A 17362-nucleotide genomic window follows, 5' to 3' on the forward strand; every position below is an offset into this window, starting at 1 on the left:
AAATAAGGATAGATTAGAGCGGGAGGCTATATATATGAATTCAAATAATATGCAAAAAACCGTGCTGCATGCACAGCAAGTCCGTAAATCATACGGGTATAGAGGCAATGTTCAACAGGTACTGAAAGGCATTGATCTGCGAGTGATGGAGGGCGAATTCGTCGGCATTATGGGTCCATCGGGCTCAGGGAAGTCTACCCTGATCAATGTGCTCGCAACAATAGATAAAGCGACAGAAGGAAAAATCATCGTCGAGGATGCGGATATCTCCGCCATGAAGAACGCTCAGCTTGCAGTCTTCCGGCGGAACCGGCTAGGCTTCATCTTTCAAGATTACAATTTGCTGGACACACTAACGGTCAAAGAGAACGTCATGCTCCCTGTCTCGCTCGGCAAGTCAAGCCGGACAACGGTAGAAAACGATTTTCAGCAGATCGCTTCACAGCTAGGCATCTTGGAAATTGCTCATAAGTACCCGCATGAAATTTCCGGCGGCCAACGGCAGCGGACATCCGCAGCGCGGGCATTGATCCATAAGCCCGCTATCATCTTTGCGGACGAGCCAACAGGCGCTCTCGATTCGAAGGCAGCCTCCTCGCTGCTTGGCATGATGGAGGAAATGAATCAGCGGCAGCGCGTTACAATCATGATGGTGACGCATGATCCGGTCGCCTCCAGCTATTGCAGCCGTGTCGTATTCTTGAAGGATGGCATGCTGTATTCTGAGCTGTATCGCGGCAGCAAAACGCGGCAGGCTTTCTTCAAGGACATCATGAATGTACAGGCCGTGCTCGGGGGTGACAGCGTTGACGTTGTTTGAATTAGCCATCCGGAGCATGCGCAAAAATATTAAGCAATATTATTTGTACTTTTTCGCTCTGATGATGAGCGCAACCTTGTACTTCGTGTTCGCCGCCTTGCAGAATGATGCGTCCATCCTGACGGCAACCTTCGGCGATGTTCAATTTGGCTCGCTGTTCAAAGCTTCTGGATTCCTGCTGCTAGGCATCGCCGCTATCTTCATGCTTTATGCGAACAGCATCTTTCTGAAGCGTCGCAGCCGGGAAATCGGTCTGTATCAGCTTATTGGCCTAACGCAGAATAAAGTGTCGCTGCTGCTCATTATTGAGAATATGATGCTTGGATTAGGCGCACTATTAATAGGGATTGGCGCCGGTGCGCTCATGTCGCGGCTCTTCTTGCTTATTCTGATGAAGCTGATTGGCATCCAAGGCGTGATTACACTCACTTTCTCATCCGCGGCTGCCGTTCAAACCGCCTATGTATTTGCTGCATTAATCGGACTCACCATTATTCAAATGCTGTTCAAAGTATACCGGACGACGCTACTCGATCTGTTCAAAGCAGAACGGCAAAGCGATCATCCAAAACAGCCTAATCAGATTTTATCGGCTATAATCGGACTAATTGGCATCGCGTTAATCGCGACCGGCTATGTAGTTGCGGGCAAGCTGTCTGCGGCTCAGCTGCCTATACAGATTTTGATCATTCTCGTCAGCACCATTCTTGGAACCTATTTGCTGTTCCGCGTCACGATCGGCTGGCTGTTCTACCGGTACAGACGGGGCAAGAATGGTCAACTGGGTTTGACCAACAGCTTGTCGCTGGCTCCGATTATGCATCGGTTGAAGGCGAATGCGAATTCGCTCACCCTTATCACCATCCTGTCTGCCATGACGCTGACGATGGTTGCCATTGCCTATTCGCTGTACTATTCCTCGGAGACGGAATCCCGGGCTATGCTGCCGTACGACTTCATCCTCGAGAACAACAAGCAAGAAGCGGCAACCTTCCGTGCTGAACTGGAAAAGGCGGGGATTGGCTTTAATCAAGTAACCATCGAAGCGATTGGCTTGAAAGGCACTTTCGGCAATGAAACGAATGGGAAGAGCAGAAGCCTGCTATTGATTCCTGCCGAAAAGCTGCAGAAGAATGATATCGCCGTGCCGCAGCCAGGCATCGCAGTATGGTACAAAGGACAGCGGAATGCATTGGAGCAAGAGACGGATACGGCTGCTTTTCCTCTGACGGTCTCGTCGGAAGACAGCAAGCTCCAGCTCGACATTCAAGTTGCGAAAACCGTGGATCGTTACGCAATGAACTACAGCTTGAGCGGCCGCCAGTTGGTCGTATCAGCAGCGACGCTGCAATCGATTCGCGAGCAGCTATCCTTGCAAGGAGAGCAAGCGATTGTCGATATCGATGCGTATCATATTATGGCCAAGAGCGATTATGCAGCGGCATCGGAGTTGTATGCCAAGTATGTAAAGGCAGAGACGGCTATGCCCGACTACTATTCCTATTCCAAAGACTCGCTCCAGAAGTTTGGCCTGATGATTTTCACAGCGGGCTTTCTCGGCCTTATTTTCTTAATCGCAACCGGCAGTATTCTATACTTCAAACAGATGACAGAAGCGGAGCAGGAGAAGAAAAGCTATACAATTCTGCGGCAGCTTGGCTTTGGCGAACGTGAAATTATGAGCGGCATTCTCCGTAAGCAGCTGTTCGTGTTCGCGATTCCGCTGGCAATCGGAATAGTCCATTCGATCTTCGCCATTAAGACAGCCTCTGCGCTGACGCTGTCCGACATTACTTTCCCGGCTGCTGTCGCCATGGCCGTCTACACGCTTGTATACTTTATGTTTGCTGCTCTTACTGTAGGGTACTATCGCCGTATTGTGGCGGCTGCTTTATAGAAGTACGACAACTATATGCGAAAGGACCTCAAACCCCTCGTTTTAGAGGAATTTGAGGTCCTTTTTAGAACAATCAACATTTATTGCAGACTTGTGGCAGCCTCGATTAATCGTTCCTTCGTCATGCTGGCGGAATCAGACTCCACGTGATAGACGATCGTCTGGTCTTCTTGTTCTTCAATCCACATGACGCTTTGAAATACGTTGCTGTCTCCGTACAGCGATTGTTCGTTTTTTGTATAATGTGCTTTGTGCCCATTCAAATCGAGCTGGACATATTCTGTATCCGGCGACGTGATTCCTTCGAGCTTTATAGAAGAGCCCTTTAAAACTCCCCAGCTGATATAGAGCGCTTCGCCATTCGCATTACGATAGACAGAGGTGTAGTAAGATTGCGGAATATCAACAGGAGGAGCCGTTAAACGCCATAGCGGCCGGTTGCCTTCCGTCTTCTTGATTTCCGTTTTCATCTCGTCCTGCAGCTTCATTGCATCAAGCCCTATTAGGAAATGGAGGGGACTATTCAAGGTGCCCGCCTGGAACTGATAGGTGCCTCCGAGCAAGGAATCCGGTAAAGATTCTGTTATGCTGCTCTCCTCTAACACATGCTTCCACTGCTGCAGATCCGTAATATAATTTGGATTCGTTACACCGAGCGGTGGTTGCTCACCGCTAAACTGTGCGGCCATTTCGGGAAGATAGACGACAGCAGTTTCCCCTGGCGCAAGCTGCACTTGAACCTCCTTGAGCGAAGCTCTTGCCTTCTCCAACGTATCCGGTGCGAGGCTAAACACCTCGTTCGTTTGCATGTGAATCGAATAACGTCCTTGCGAATCCGAAAATAGAAACTTATTGCCGGCATAGGCAAATCCGCTTAAGATCGCAACAACTACAACGATAATTGCCGCTCTTGACCAGCTCCATTTTCTCTTCATGAATGAATCTCCCCTTTTACCCATCGTCATCCGTCCGTAGTCCGCCATGATCCGGGCATCCAGCGAAGGAGGGCATTCGAGTGCGGATTCATTCCGTTTGAACGCTTCGGCCAATTGCCGTTCAATAGACATAGCCATTCCTCTCCTTTCCGCCGTGCTTCTCCTCGAATCGACGGCGTAATTGCTTCAGGGCATGATGATGTCTCGATTTGACCGTGCCTAGCGGGATGTTCAGCAAGCCTGCGATTTCTTCCAGCGAACAATCTTGATAATAGCGAAGCACGACGATCTCCTTCACTTTATAAGGGAGCGTCCGTAGAAGCGGCAGAAGCTCCATCCGATCGCTTACCGCAGACAGCCGGGCTTCCGACTCCAAGTCGCGTGATTCGTTTTTCGACGAACGCAGCTTCTCCTCTATTCGGAATAGCCTCCAGCCCTTTCTTTTCCAATTCCTTACTTGTCTTAAAATCAAACCATTAAACCATGCAGTAAAAGGCTGCTCCGGCCGGTACTTGTCCGCGCTTCTCAACAGCTCGATGTATACTTCGCTCATGATGTCTCCAACATCTTGCTTGCGTGGAGAGAGATAATAGATCAGCCCATAGGCATGATTGCGCGTCGCTTCGTACACCGTCCGAAAAGCTTCCTCGTCGCCCTGGCTCATCCGGATAAGCCATGGACTCCAATCGATATCCTTCATAGGACCGGCCTCCATTCAGGTGTTACATTAACTATTGGCTCGTTTGCTGGAAAAGGTTCAATTCACCCGCATTTGTAATTTGTTATTCATCAGCCGTTCATCTTTGATTCCTAATATTAGGTACAGAATCAAGGGAGGGATGAACGATGTATCTGGCACTGAGGGAAATTCGATTTGCCAAAACCCGATATGTAATGATTGTCATGATAATGCTGTTGATTTCGTTCTTGGTCTTGTTTGTGACCGGCTTGGCCAAAGGACTGGCTTACGCAAATGCTTCGTCTGTTAAGAATATGGCGGCAAGCCATTTTGTCCTGCAAAAGGATTCGGATCATCGTTTTGGACGATCACAGTTAACGGAAGAAGCTCTCACGACTGCACGTACAGTTGTGGGCGATGATAAAGCAACTCCGCTAAATCTCCGTATGGCGACTGTGACGGAAAAGGGGATGAGCCTGAAATCGGATGTAACGCTGTTTGCGATTGATATGACGGGCTGGCTTGCTCCGAAGGTGGTCGAGGGGCAGGGTATTGCTAACGATACACAAGGTCAAGTGCTTGTGGACCGTAAGCTTAAAGAGTCCGGTATTCAGGTCGGCAGCACCCTGATTGATCAGATGACCGGGGCGAGCTGGACAGTAAGCGGATTCGTCGCCAACGAATCTTACAGCCATACGCCAAGCGTATTTATGAATGAACAGGATTGGCTGAAGCTGCAGTCCTTTACCCCTGTAAGCGGGCAAGACTCTTCGGACAAAACGTATAATGCGATTGCCTTAAAAGCATCCGAAGATCAATTGGCTCAACTGCGTGCGAAGCTGCCAGACTCCGATATCATTTCGAAATCGGATACGGTATCCGCCGTTCCGGGCTATAAGGAGGAGCAAGGCTCGCTATTGATGATGATTGCATTTCTTTATATCATATCTGCCATGGTGCTTGCTGTCTTCTTCTTTGTCATCACGATACAAAAAATTGGTCAATTCGGTATTCTGAAAGCCATTGGCGCAAAAACAGGCTATCTGGCGCGTAATGTTATCGGTCAAGTTTTGCTTCTCTCTATTGGCAGCTTAGCAGTGAGTCTGGGACTTATTCGCCTCATGTATGAGGCGCTCCCGGCATCCATGCCATTCCAGCTGGATTCGTCGACCATTCTGCTCTCATGCTCTTTATTTATCATAACGGCGGTGCTCGGATCCTTGCTTTCCGTATACAAGGTTGCCCGGACCGATGCATTAGACGCAATTGGGAGGACTGCAGCATGAAGCCAATGTTGAAGATAGATGAAGTAACGCGGACATTTCATGACGGAGATTCTGAAATAACGGTGTTGAATAAGCTGTCTCTTCAGGTGGGCGCAGGTGAGCTTGTAGCCGTAATGGGTCCTTCGGGATCAGGCAAAAGCACGTTTCTCTCCATTGCCGGCGCCTTGCTGACTCCCACTAGCGGAGAAGTGGCAATCGACGGTGTATCTCTGTCGGGAATGGGAAGCCATGAGCTTGCGGAGCTGCGTCTTAAGCGGATCGGGTTTATTTTTCAAAGTGCCAACCTGATCCCTTATCTCAAGGTCAAAGAGCAGCTGCTTCTCGTTGCCCAGCTGGCGGGAATGCCTTCGGGTGAAGCGTCCAAGCGTGCAGCTGCATTATTGGATCGCATGGGGCTCAAGCAACGGCAGAACTACTACCCGGACAAATTATCCGGCGGTGAAAAACAGCGGGTAGCCATTGCGCGTGCGTGGATGAACAGCCCTGCCGTCTTATTCGCCGACGAGCCTACGGCTAGCTTGGATGCGGAACGCGGACAGGATGTCGTTCGCATGATCGCGGAGGAAGTGAAAGCGGAAGGTAAGGCTGCTGTTATGGTCACCCACGACGAGCGCGTCCTGCCGCTGTGCGATCGTGTATTGTATTTGAAAAATGGAGCTTTAGTCGAAGCGTGAGCGGAGTTGGTTGCGTTTCATATACCTGCCGAGCCTATATCAAGGCCCCTTTATGAGAGGGGCCTTTTTTGTTTTTCGGGGCCCCGGGGGTGTTCGGCAAGAAACTTCGCTATTACTTCGAACATTTAGCGGATGGAAGCAATCACAGCGCTGTATCCCGATATTCCCGCTCATACTTCCGGCGCATCAGCTGCCGGTACTCTGTCGGCTGCATATCCATTACATCCCGGAATGCCCGCGTAAAGCTTTTATAGCTTTCATAACCAACCATGGCTGCCACCTCCACAATTTTATGCTCGGTTTCGGCCAGCAGCCGCCGGGCTTTATCCAGACGCACATCGCGCAAGTATTCGGCAAAGCCTTTGCCGATATTTTTCTTGAACAGATTGGAGAAATAGGCGTAATTAAGCGACACATGATTGGAGACCATGGCCAGGTCCAAAGGTTTGTGATAGCTCTCATGTATGAAGCGGATCGCTTCGTTCAAGTCCTGTGAATTGCGGTAGCTGCAATTGTAGTCATAATAGAACTGGTTGAGCCGGAACAGCTGCTGCTGGAGCGCCTGAATATAATCGCGAATACTCGGATAATCGAACAGATTACGCAAGCATTCCACATCCAGCGCCTCTTCTCCCATATAGGGGCGGATAACGCGTTCATACTCCTCCAGTAATTGTACAGTAGCCCCAATGAGCTGTTGCGTATATCGGATATGATAGCGTTGAAGCATATCCTTGTGGAATATCATCGAAAGTCCTTGGGCCAGTTTGCCGCTATTCTTGGTGCCTATTAGCTGGAACAGCGAATACAGGCTCTCATACGGAAGCTGCCATTGCTGCTGCAGCCGCTCTATATGTACAGGCAGCATGCAACGCTGATCTGGAAACAGGTAGCTGTGACGATATAGCTCCAGCACTTGCGTGTAGCTGGCCGGAAGCTCCTTCAACCCTCGCAGCGATCCGGTCATCGCCACAACCGCATCGATTTGTTCGGCCTGCAGCGCAGCGGACAAAACATCCGCATCTACAGCAGCATCCACTGCAAGGATCAGATGCGGGCCATGCTGCAGAGTCAAATAACCCTGCCTGCCATACACGCGATAAACAATGGATTCCATGCTGTGGCTGCTGCTGGCCCCTGGCTGGTTAATCCATAGCTGCTCCCGCAGCAGGCACAGGCGGTAGCTGCGCCACAGCTCTGGATGCTGCCGCTCAGTCTGGAGAATCCAAGCCTCATCATTCACCGCGCCCTGCATGAACATGCACAACTCTTTACGGTCCGTTTCCTCAGCCCGGCGGGTTAAATGCTTCATATTAAGCGAAAGCTCCTGGCGTGCCTGTATTTCCTGCCATACATGCTCTACCGAAGCTTGCAGATCCTCCCGCTTCACAGGCTTGAGCAGATACCCTTTTGCACCCAGTCCAATGGCCTTCTGAGCATACGCAAAATCGCTATAGCCGCTAATAATTAGATAATCCGCCTTGATGTGCTCCTCTTTGGTGTGCTCCATGAGCGCCAGTCCATCCATTTCCGGCATCCGAATATCGGTGATGACCAGCTGAATGCTGTGCTGCCGCAAGAGCTGCAGCGCCTCCATTCCATTTGCAGCGCTATAAATGGTATCAAGCTGTATAGGGAACTGGCTCATCATCGCTTGCAAGCCGTCGCGTATATGCTTCTGATCGTCCACAATCAAAATGTTGATCATCCCCTACCATCCTCCCAGATTCACGTTTTCCCAAGGCAAGCGTATCGTCACACAAGTGTAGGCGCCCTGCTCGCTTTCAATCCAAAGGCCGCATCCTTTGCCATAATGAAGCTGAAGACGCTTATGCACATTTTCCAAGCCTAATCCGTTTCTGCTGGCGACAATGGGCGAATCTGAATCACCCCGCAGCACCTCCTGCAGACTAGCGAGCATTTGCGGATCAACGCCCGCTCCATTATCGCGTATTTCGATAAGCAGCTGGCTGTCATTCTCCACCTCTACCGTAATTTGAATGTGTACACTGCCTCCCAAAGGCGCTGCATGATGAACGGCATTCTCGACGATAGGCTGCATGCACATTTTTGGAATGGCATAGCGAAGCACCTCCTGCGGGAGATCTGCCGTCAGTACAATATTGCCGCCCTCCATAAAATTCATGAACCGGATATAGCTCTGTATATTTGCAAGCTCCTCGCTAAGGGCTACAGTATCGCTGTGCCACTTCATACTGTAGCGAAGCAGCGAGCCTAATGATACGACCGCATCGGCAATAGCCGGCTGCCGCTGAACCTCTGCCAGCATCCGGATGGACTCCAGCGCGTTATACAAAAAATGCGAATTGATCTGCGAATGAAGCGAGTGCAGCTGCGCGTTTTTCGCAATCAGCTGCTTATCCACCACCTGCGTCATCAATTGCTTAACCTCATCCAGCATTTTGTTGTAGCTAACAGCTACCTCATCGATCTCATCACCAGTCTCGTTCGCATCAAGCCCGGTTTCAATCTTCGCATCCAATTGGCCTTTCCGCACCAGGCGCATCGAAGCCAACACACTGTCCAAACGGCGAAAAATACGCCGGGTGGTATGCGAGACTATCAGCAGAATCATCAGCAGCACGATTAATGTAATCGCTACCACAAATACGTACCAGCTGCGCGGCCCCTTCATCAGCTCCTGATGGGAGGCGATATCGACCACATAGGCGTCAAGCGGAGCAATGTAACGATATAGGGCGTAGTAAGTATGATCCCCGACATTGACCTTAATTGGACTGTCTTGCCCGAGCGCATCCAACTGCTGGTGAACAAGGGCAAGCACCTCACCCAGCTCCTCCCCCGTAGTCTGAACAAACGTATGCTTAGGATTGTATACCGTCTGAGAGGGATCCGTCCCCGCCATTACAACGGAAAAGAAGTTGCCGCCGGTCTCCTCCAGCAGGTCTTTGAAAAAAACGCTGTGTTTGGCGCGAATTTCCATAATGCTCGGTCGTTTCTGCTGCTGGCCCTGAAGCCGTACCAGTCTATAGTAAGACAGCGTATGCTCCCCGTCCTTAAAAGCGAACAGACGATAGGCCGCACCGCCTTCCTCCCTAAGCTCTTTCCAATAATCTTGAGGCGAGAATCTATCATAGTGGTAAATTTCAGGCCAGATTTCATACAGATTCGGATTATCGACGTAGAAGCTGAGCTGGCTGATCATCTCATGGCTTTGGATAATATTGCTCATTTGCTCATATTGATTTTGCCTGAACTTCACCAGCCGCAAACCGTCGCTACGCATATTGGAATGAATAAAATCGACAAAGGCCTTTTGCGTTAATGCAGTAGAGGAAGCGTTTTCAAGCATTTCTACCCGGCTGCGCAGCTGTTCGTTGAGCTTGGCAACATGGCTGCTTCCGCTGGCCATAGCATCCTTGTAGAGCTGAACTTCCTGCGTACGGATAAATAGAAAGGAAACGACAATAGCCGGAACGGCGATTGTTATGCTAAAAGCGATAAACAGCTTTTGAGAGATGCTGGAGTTGCGGTAGATTTTCCTCCATTTAGCCAATAGATACTTCATTTAAAAGACCTCCCAACCTCTGTAATATACCATATATTACTGGAAGGAAGTTCGAAGCGGCCGCCAAATTACGGGTACAAGAAAGGGGAATACCGGCCACCCTATCGGTGACCGGCAGCAGCCCTTCTGCCTATTTACTCCGCCATTTTAGCTTTTCGCACATCCAGCTCACCCTGGCGATATTCCATCACCTTGTCAAAGCCGTAGCTTGCGCGGCGGGAAAGGAAGCTTTCAAAGATTTTATCGAATGCAGCTTCATCCTTCGCGGTAATGAGCTCTGGCATCACTTCCTCCCAGTTTTGAGAGATACGCGACCATGCCACCGCCACGTCGGAATCGCCGAGCGGGTCTAGACCCTTATAAATGCCGCTGTCAATATCGGCCTGCTTGTTCGCAAATTCCTCCATCTGCTTAATGACAGGAGCCTTCTCCGGTCTCCACTGGTTGATAATGACTGGATTGCGCATCATCCAATAGGTGTCCATAATTCCGTATTGCTTCTCCAGCTTCTCAATATCGGTACTGAGCAGCTCAACCATGTCCGCCTTCAGCTGCGGTTTGCCGTTCGCCTGCTCCCACGTCTCGCCTTCCTTGCCGAGGAATAAATCCCTCTGGCCTTCTTCGCTGGCGAGATAGGTCAAGAAGCGGATTGCACGTTCAGGGTTTTTGTTGGATTTGCTGATCATTGTAACCATCCAGCCGTCCATATTGCCTGGGAACAGCTTGGCACTGTCGCCTTTACTGTTCTGCGGTCCATCTACTGCGATATAGTGGGAGTCCGGATTGGCACTGGCAGCCAGCATCGGATTTACAGCCGCCATGCCGTTCCATTCGCGAATCATCATAAAATAACGGGCATTATTCGTCTTTTCCTCAACCTGTGTATCGGAATCTACTAGAAAATCTACATTAAGCAGTCCGCGTTCGTAAGCGGTGCGGAAGGTTTTCAGCCAAGTGATATAGTCCGGGTCGGTAATACGGTCATATACTTTGCCTTCCTGTTCGTGCGGGACAGCAAGCAGATTTTGCAGGTACTCCGTCATCCCGTAAGGCACATTGCCCTGTGCAAAGAAGGGGCTGATCGTCTGGCCCTTATACTTGGAATACTTATCTTTCAATAATTGCAGGGCGCTCAGGAAGCCCTCCGGAGTACTTAAGTCCGGGCTGCCCATCTCCTCATACAAATCCTTTCGTACGAGGAAGGTTTGGTTGGCGGCCGTCATGCCGGTCTCATGCATCAGATTAGGGCTGTAGGAATCATTCGGCACACCGTAGGTATTGCCATTATCCTGACGATACCACTTCAATGTGCCATCGCCCGCTACCTTGAAGAAGTACGGATCATATTGCTCGGCCAGTTCATTCAAGGCATAGACATGATCGCCTTCCCACAGCTTTTTGACAGCGTTTTCCCAAGAGCCCATCGTAATTAAGTCCGGCAGCTTGCCGGAGGTCATCATCAGTGTAATATGCTCGTTGGCTTCACCGGAGGGCACTTCGAGCTTGACATTGACTCCTGTTTTTTCTGTCACATACTTGGAAACCAGACTCTCTCCCCAGGAATGGCCATACCAGGATGCGCCAACAAACCAGGAAAGCTCCACAGGGCTGGTATCCAGCTTCCATGCCGGTTCATCAGGGTTTAGTGCAGCTTCGCCGGCTGGCGGAGTATTTTCGGCGGGCTTTGCGGTTGGCGCACTTTCTTTTGGCTCCGACTTGGTACACGCGGCCATGCTCAGCATCAGAATTACGGCCAGAACTACGGCGATGCTTTGCTTCATGCGACGATTGCTCTTCATGACAACATCATCCTTTCACTCGTTACTGCTGTATTTTGTATATCGGTATCCCGCGCCTCTTCTAAACAACTGGCTTAGCAAGGCTCAGGAAGATTACCCTTTTATTGCGCCAATCATGACCCCTTTGACCAGATAGCGCTGGATAAAGGGATAGAACAATAGTATTGGAAGCGTTGCCACCATCATAGATGCAAACTTAATCGAGTTGCCGGGCAGTCTTGCGCCGAACTGAGCCATCGCTTGCTGTTGAATGGCAGACATTGAATTCTCGGCAATGATTTTGTACAGCATCGTCTGCATCGGCAGTATATCCTGCGATCGAATGTACAGCACACCCTGATAGTAATCATTCCAATGGTATACGGCTGAAAAAAGCGATATCGTAGCAATAACCGCCATGCTGTTCGGCAATACGATTCTGAACAGGACGCCATAGTCCGAAGCGCCGTCTACTTTCGCAGATTCCTCCAGGCTTTCCGGAATGGTACGGTAGAAGCTCATAAAAATGACCATATTGAAAAACGTGTACATCGCCGGAATGATGAATACGAGGAAATTATCGTACAAGCCCAGCTTCGTCATCAGAATAAACGTAGGGATCAGACCGCCGGAGAACAGCATCGTAATTAACGCGATTTTGAGATAAAGCTTGCGCCCAATTAGATGGGACTTGCTCAATCCGTAAGCCACAACGGCGGTAAACAACACATGCACCGCTGTTCCGATTACCGTACGCATCGTTGTAATGTAGAAACCGTTCATCAGCGTCTTGTCATTGAAAACAACACTGTAGCTCGCCAGCGAGAACTCCTTGGGAAACCAGTTGACCGTGCCGAGCAGCGCCTGCTCCGGCGCATTGAATGAGTTAATGAATACAAACCACATCGGATACAGCGTAATAAAGCAGACGGCCAGCATCAGCAGGGCATTGCAGACCTCGAATATACCGATACGGCGAAACCTTCTCCGTTTGACCATATAGCTATGCTCCCCCTTTAAAAGATGCTGTCGCCCGTTAGTTTTTTGGACGTGTAATTCGCCAGGAACAATAGCCCTAATGCCACTATGGAGCGGACAAACAGAACCGCCGTTGAGAAGGAATGACGCCCGGATACCAAGCCCATGTTATAGATGTACAGATCAAGGCTTTCAGCCATCCTCAGGTTCATGTTGTTCTTCAGCATAAAAATCTGCTCGAAGTTGCTGCCCAGTATCCCGCTGACCGCGAGGATAAACAAGATGGCGATGGTAGGGCGTATGCTCTGAATGGTAATATGCCACATCCGCTGCCAGCGGTTGGCCCCGTCCAGCTCCGCCGCCTCGTACAGCCCCGGATCAATGCCGGCTATGGCAGCGATGTAGATGATAGCGCTCCAGCCGGTTTCCTTGAGCGTATCGGAGAAATAAGTAATCCACCAAAAGTATTTAGGCTCGCTATTGAACAAAATTTCACGATCCTGAAGCCCTAATGCCATCATCAGCTGGTTGATAACACCGCCCTCGCCCAGCCAGTTCAGCATAATGCCGCCGAAAATCGTCCAGGCAATAAAGTGCGGAAGGTACGAGATGGTCTGGACCGTGCGCTTAAACCGGATATTCCGGATTTCGTTAAGCATCAAGGCGAAAAAAATCGGAATGGGAAAGCCCAATATCAGCTTGATGCTGCTCATCCCCAGCGTATTGCGGATGGAACGCCAGAAACGGTCATCCGTCATAAAATCCTCGAAATGCTTGAGCCCCACAAAAGGCGATTGCAGCATCGGCTTGGCAATGCTGTAGTCCATGAAGGCAATAATCAGCCAGAACATCGGAATATAGCAAAAGATTAACATCCAGACAATGCCCGGGATGACCATGCTCTGCAATTGCCACTGTCTAGTGAATAACTTTATAGCTCCTGTTTTGTGTTGGAACATCTTCTCTGCCCCTTTCCTTTCTCATCGTATAAAAATAGGAACAGGAAAAAAAGGCCATCATTTTTGACCCTATCCCAATTTTTTGGATTCGTTTGACGGGGCGTTAAAAGCAAGTATGCTATGAGTAAATGAAAGGGGTGTGCGAGGGATGAACAAGCTTATATGGCAGCAAAATTTCTTGGAAAGCCATGCAGATCTGAGCACATGGAACATTCGCCTTGGCAATGATTTGCTGGATAACGATGGACAGCCTATCTGCCCGGGCTGGGGGAATGGCGAGCAGCAGTATTATACGGATCAGGCGAGCAATCTGTATATGGATGAATCCGGCTTGCACCTATGCGCGCGCCGTGAAACCGTCGAAGCGGCGGATGGACGGAGCTTTGCCTATACTTCGGCTCGTCTCGATACGAAGGATCATCTGTCGTTTTGCTATGGCAAGCTAGTCGTCCGCGCCAAGCTGCCGGCAGGTCAAGGACTATGGCCTGCCATCTGGCTGCTGCCGCAGCATCAGGTGTATGGCCCTTGGCCCGCTTCGGGTGAGATCGATATTATGGAGGCCAAAGGACGCCTGCCTCAGCAGGTATCCGGGACGCTGCATTACGGGAAGGATATGGGGAATAAAAGCACAGACGAGTTTTCCTACACGTTCCAGGACAGCACGATCAGTGAGTTCCACGATTATGCGCTGGAATGGGATTCCAGCTCCATTCGATGGATGGTAGACGGACATTGCTTCGCCGAGCGCCGTCTGGAGCCGGGCGTCATGCCCTTTGACGAGCCCTTCTATCTGGTGCTTAACCTTGCGGTAGGCGGCTGGTATGACAATGTGGCGGTGGATGAAGCTGCGCTGCCGGGGGTTATGACAGTTGCGGGTATCTGGCTGTATCAATAGCCGGGGAACTGGAGCAGGAGAACGAAATGCTACAGCATTTTCTAGTCATAAAAGCCCTGTCCGCTTGATTGAGCGGACAGAGCTTTTTCCGTTTATCAAGTATCACTTAGGAGCTGCACCCATCCTGTTGGAGTAATGTTTTTCACCGTATAATCTTTGCCATTATACTTCACTTTCTGACCCTGCAAGACCTGAACTCCATCGTTCAGCTTTAACGATACATCGACATTCCAGCTTGGATTCGGTGTTCGGGTACTAGAGACGTCAGCAGGTTGAATCGTGACTGCTTTGGGAGCCAGTTTCCGGCGCTTAAAGGACTGGAAGGGCCCTACCAGATCATCCTTCAGCATCTCACTATAGCTGCGTTTCTTGCCACGCCCGGGTTTTACAGCTTCATCAAACAGCTCTACGGCACGAGAGAGACCGTCAACATAATTTTCATGACTGATGTTCATCGAGGACTGCGTCGGATGCGGGTCATTGCTGCCAGTCCCAATATTTTGTTCCATTAGCTGGCCGCTAACCTTGCTGTCCGTATGACTGGAAGCACCCGGGTGCAGCGCCTTCAGCTGTCCTTTGCCTTTATACAGCACCCTCTCGAACGAATTGCCGTTCTTCATAGCCTCAATTGCAGCGGTGTATAAGGAAAGAGCATAGTCTGTACGGTACCCCTCGGTTACCGTGAGTACGGCGAACAGCTCATTCATTTTAGCTTGCACACGGTCCGAATATTTACCGTCCGGATAATCGGTGCCTTTATGGAATTTCTGATAGATATCAGTGGCAACATCCTTAGCGCTGTGCCCTTCCAGCTCACTCACTACATGCAGATAACTTCCTTGTTTTCCCTCCGCCTTCAAATCTCCCTTTACCCTTTCCGGCATATAGCCTTCTTTCTGCTTTTTGTCGGATTGAACTAAAGCATTTTTGCTGGTCGTCTGCAGTTTGAACTGCGAGCCGCCGCCAGTCATGCGGAATACCGTACCATTTACTTTAATGCCGAATTTGCCGTTCGGATCTTTTTTCAGCACATGCTTCTTCACCCTCATGGTGTCTCGAATATTGTTAACCCGATATACTTTAAGCGGAGTTGACTGGGTCTGCGCATCCAATTCGGTTTCGGACTCTTCCGCACTGGATAAGTCGTCCAATTCAAGGTCGTCTAATATGTCCCTCGTTGGCTGAAGCTTTGACTGAAATTCGTCTTCACCGTCATCATAATAGTCATACTTACCTTCAGTCTTCGTAAGGGTCCAACTTGAATTTGATGGCTTTTTGCCCTTCTTCACCTTATGAATTTGCCGTTGAACAACATCACCAGCGGGCTTTGGTACACTTTGAAGCATTTGGAGCGCTGCGCGATTGCCCACGGCCGACTGAAGCTGCATGATTGCTAATGAAGAATTCGGTGGAGCGGCAGTTTTTTGAGCTTCCTCTATCTCATTGCTCCTTGAAGCATTTCCGCTGGGACGGCGCGTCCCCGAGCTCCTTAACATTCAGTCACCTCTTTGTACAATTTGTCTATATTATACCAAATATTGATAGTTATTAAGAGGTATTCTCCTGCTGCCTGCAACTAAAAAGAGTCAGAAGCGGCTCGTTGGCAGCAACTGACTCTTTCTGTTGGTTGTATTTCAATTACGGCAGTTATTCATCTCTTACAGCTTACTTCTGAAGCATGTGAAACACTTGCTCGACATCCTTATCGCCGCGGCCGGACAAGTTCACGATAATAATCTGGTCTCTGGTCATCGTTGGAGCGAGCTTCTTCGCATGTGCTACAGCATGCGCGCTCTCCAGCGCAGGGATAATTCCCTCCGTACGGGAAAGCTCCTGGAAGGCATCCAGCACTTCCTGATTCGTCACCGTTGCATATTCCGCACGGCCTGACACCTTCAGATGGCTATGCTCCGGCCCAATGCCCGGGTAATCGAGCCCCGCCGCAATCGAATAGGTTTTTTTCGGCTGACCCTCTTCATCCAGCAGCACTAAACATTTGAAGCCGTGGAGAACGCTTGGAACGCCTTCTGTCAAAGAAGGTGCTTGGTCAGGCTCAACTCCGATCAGTCGAACGCTTGGTTCATCGATATAATGGGCGAACGCACCGATTGCATTGCTGCCGCCGCCTGCGCAAGCCACGATTGCATCCGGCAATCGGCCCTCTTTCTCTAGAATCTGCCGTTTGGACTCTTCACTTATAATCGACTGGAAATGCTTAACCATCGTAGGGAACGGATGCGGTCCAACAGCGGAACCGAGCAAGTAGAACGTATTCTGATAGTTCCGGACAAGATCGTCCAGCGCTTCATCCACCGCGTCCTTCAACCGGCCTTGACCTTTGTTTACCGGAACGACCGTTGCGCCAAGCAATTCCATACGGAACACGTTCAGCGCTTGACGGCGCGTATCCTCTGCCCCCATGTAAATGACGCATTCCATTTCAAACATAGCGCAGGCTGTCGCTGTCGCAACACCGTGCTGACCGGCACCTGTCTCAGCAATAATCCGCTTCGCGCCCATACGCTTCGCAAGCAGAATCTGGCCGATTGCATTGTTGATTTTATGCGCACCCGTGTGGTTCAAATCCTCGCGTTTGAGATAAATCTTAGCGCCGCCCCAAGCATCGGACAACCGCTCCGCATACGTCAGCGGATTCTCACGGCCAACGTATTCACGCAAATAGTAACGGAGTTCTTCCTGAAATTCTGGATCTTCCTTGTACCTGTTAAATTGTTCCGTTAAATAATTCAGCACCTCTTGCAGTTCCGGCGGCACGAAGCTGCCCCCGAACTCCCCGAAATAACCCTCTTGCTGCTGCAACAGTTCACTCATATTGTAAGCGCCTCCATTAATAAAATAGCGATTGCCTAATCTAACTCTATCGTATCATAAATTTTGGCTTTTGAAAGAT

At 50.0% G+C, this 17362-nt stretch carries 14 protein-coding genes; 5 read left to right on the forward strand and 9 right to left on the reverse strand.

Annotated elements, in window-relative coordinates; translation table 11 throughout:
• Window positions 1–34 precede the first annotated feature (34 nt).
• On the forward strand, window positions 35–820 hold the full coding sequence (locus TY10_RS24240) for an ABC transporter ATP-binding protein (protein WP_042169470.1): 786 nt from the start codon (window positions 35–37) through the stop codon (window positions 818–820).
• Window positions 807–2717 (forward strand): FtsX-like permease family protein, encoded by a 1911-nt coding sequence (locus TY10_RS24245; protein ID WP_042169472.1) that lies wholly within the window; start codon window positions 807–809, stop codon window positions 2715–2717. Before TY10_RS24240 ends, TY10_RS24245 begins: the two co-directional genes overlap by 14 nt.
• Before the next feature lie 80 nt (window positions 2718–2797).
• Here the strand turns inward: TY10_RS24245 and TY10_RS24250 are convergent, their stop codons facing one another.
• Window positions 2798–3784, reverse strand: a complete 987-nt coding sequence (locus TY10_RS24250; protein ID WP_042169474.1) for a hypothetical protein — start codon at window positions 3782–3784, stop codon at window positions 2798–2800.
• Window positions 3774–4352: a sigma-70 family RNA polymerase sigma factor gene (locus TY10_RS24255; protein ID WP_042169476.1), complete on the reverse strand. Its 579-nt coding sequence runs from the start codon at window positions 4350–4352 to the stop codon at window positions 3774–3776. The genes TY10_RS24250 and TY10_RS24255 overlap by 11 nt, the downstream gene beginning before the upstream one ends.
• Before the next feature lie 146 nt (window positions 4353–4498).
• On the opposite strand from TY10_RS24255, the gene TY10_RS24260 reads away from it, so the two are divergent.
• Together TY10_RS24260 and TY10_RS24265 are read left to right on the forward strand one after the other, a co-directional pair.
• Window positions 4499–5617 (forward strand): ABC transporter permease, encoded by a 1119-nt coding sequence (locus tag TY10_RS24260; protein WP_042169478.1) that lies wholly within the window; start codon window positions 4499–4501, stop codon window positions 5615–5617.
• Window positions 5614–6291 carry an ABC transporter ATP-binding protein gene (locus TY10_RS24265; protein WP_042169480.1) on the forward strand — a complete coding sequence of 226 codons (678 nt, stop codon included), beginning with the start codon at window positions 5614–5616 and terminating at the stop codon, window positions 6289–6291. Before TY10_RS24260 ends, TY10_RS24265 begins: the two co-directional genes overlap by 4 nt.
• Before the next feature lie 142 nt (window positions 6292–6433).
• Here the strand turns inward: TY10_RS24265 and TY10_RS24270 are convergent, their stop codons facing one another.
• From TY10_RS24270 to TY10_RS24290, 5 genes are all read right to left on the reverse strand, one after another.
• Window positions 6434–7999, reverse strand: a complete 1566-nt coding sequence (locus tag TY10_RS24270) for a response regulator (protein ID WP_042169483.1) — start codon at window positions 7997–7999, stop codon at window positions 6434–6436.
• A gap of 3 nt (window positions 8000–8002) precedes the next feature.
• Entirely contained in the window at window positions 8003–9841 is a 1839-nt protein-coding gene (locus TY10_RS24275) for a sensor histidine kinase (RefSeq protein WP_042169486.1), read from the reverse strand.
• Window positions 9842–9975: 134 nt separating this feature from the next.
• Window positions 9976–11640, reverse strand: coding sequence for an extracellular solute-binding protein (locus TY10_RS24280; protein ID WP_042169488.1), 1665 nt, complete (start codon window positions 11638–11640; stop codon window positions 9976–9978).
• A gap of 93 nt (window positions 11641–11733) precedes the next feature.
• Window positions 11734–12618: a carbohydrate ABC transporter permease gene (locus tag TY10_RS24285; RefSeq protein ID WP_042169491.1), complete on the reverse strand. Its 885-nt coding sequence runs from the start codon at window positions 12616–12618 to the stop codon at window positions 11734–11736.
• A gap of 17 nt (window positions 12619–12635) precedes the next feature.
• The gene (locus TY10_RS24290) at window positions 12636–13556 is read right to left on the reverse strand and encodes an ABC transporter permease (protein ID WP_042169493.1); all 921 of its coding nucleotides are present in this window, start codon (window positions 13554–13556) and stop codon (window positions 12636–12638) included.
• A 148-nt stretch (window positions 13557–13704) separates the two neighbouring features.
• Here TY10_RS24290 and TY10_RS24295 point away from each other — a divergent pair, with 148 nt between their 5' ends.
• Entirely contained in the window at window positions 13705–14451 is a 747-nt protein-coding gene (locus TY10_RS24295) for a glycoside hydrolase family 16 protein (RefSeq protein ID WP_052350747.1), read from the forward strand.
• A 95-nt stretch (window positions 14452–14546) separates the two neighbouring features.
• Here the strand turns inward: TY10_RS24295 and TY10_RS24300 are convergent, their stop codons facing one another.
• Window positions 14547–15947: a hypothetical protein gene (locus tag TY10_RS24300; RefSeq protein WP_042169497.1), complete on the reverse strand. Its 1401-nt coding sequence runs from the start codon at window positions 15945–15947 to the stop codon at window positions 14547–14549.
• A 169-nt stretch (window positions 15948–16116) separates the two neighbouring features.
• Window positions 16117–17283, reverse strand: a complete 1167-nt coding sequence (gene trpB, locus TY10_RS24305) for a tryptophan synthase subunit beta (protein ID WP_042169499.1) — start codon at window positions 17281–17283, stop codon at window positions 16117–16119.
• Between the last annotated feature and the right edge of the window lie 79 nt (window positions 17284–17362).

It is taken from the genome of Paenibacillus gorillae (genome assembly GCF_000513275.1).
Classification (GTDB): domain Bacteria; phylum Bacillota; class Bacilli; order Paenibacillales; family Paenibacillaceae; genus Pristimantibacillus; species Pristimantibacillus gorillae.

Bases quoted from the DNA above. Each gene is read 5' to 3' on its own strand.
- trpB (WP_042169499.1), bottom strand. From the start codon at position 17,283: ATGAGTGAACTGTTGCAGCAGCAAGAGGGTTATTTCGGGGAGTTCGGG.
- TY10_RS24240 (WP_042169470.1), top strand. From the start codon at position 35: ATGAATTCAAATAATATGCAAAAAACCGTGCTGCATGCACAGCAAGTC.
- TY10_RS24260 (WP_042169478.1), top strand. From the start codon at position 4,499: ATGTATCTGGCACTGAGGGAAATTCGATTTGCCAAAACCCGATATGTA.
- TY10_RS24270 (WP_042169483.1), bottom strand. From the start codon at position 7,999: ATGATCAACATTTTGATTGTGGACGATCAGAAGCATATACGCGACGGC.
- TY10_RS24280 (WP_042169488.1), bottom strand. From the start codon at position 11,640: ATGAAGAGCAATCGTCGCATGAAGCAAAGCATCGCCGTAGTTCTGGCC.
- TY10_RS24255 (WP_042169476.1), bottom strand. From the start codon at position 4,352: ATGAAGGATATCGATTGGAGTCCATGGCTTATCCGGATGAGCCAGGGC.
- TY10_RS24290 (WP_042169493.1), bottom strand. From the start codon at position 13,556: ATGTTCCAACACAAAACAGGAGCTATAAAGTTATTCACTAGACAGTGG.
- TY10_RS24295 (WP_052350747.1), top strand. From the start codon at position 13,705: ATGAACAAGCTTATATGGCAGCAAAATTTCTTGGAAAGCCATGCAGAT.
- TY10_RS24285 (WP_042169491.1), bottom strand. From the start codon at position 12,618: ATGGTCAAACGGAGAAGGTTTCGCCGTATCGGTATATTCGAGGTCTGC.
- TY10_RS24265 (WP_042169480.1), top strand. From the start codon at position 5,614: ATGAAGCCAATGTTGAAGATAGATGAAGTAACGCGGACATTTCATGAC.
- TY10_RS24275 (WP_042169486.1), bottom strand. From the start codon at position 9,841: ATGAAGTATCTATTGGCTAAATGGAGGAAAATCTACCGCAACTCCAGC.
- TY10_RS24300 (WP_042169497.1), bottom strand. From the start codon at position 15,947: ATGTTAAGGAGCTCGGGGACGCGCCGTCCCAGCGGAAATGCTTCAAGG.
- TY10_RS24250 (WP_042169474.1), bottom strand. From the start codon at position 3,784: ATGTCTATTGAACGGCAATTGGCCGAAGCGTTCAAACGGAATGAATCC.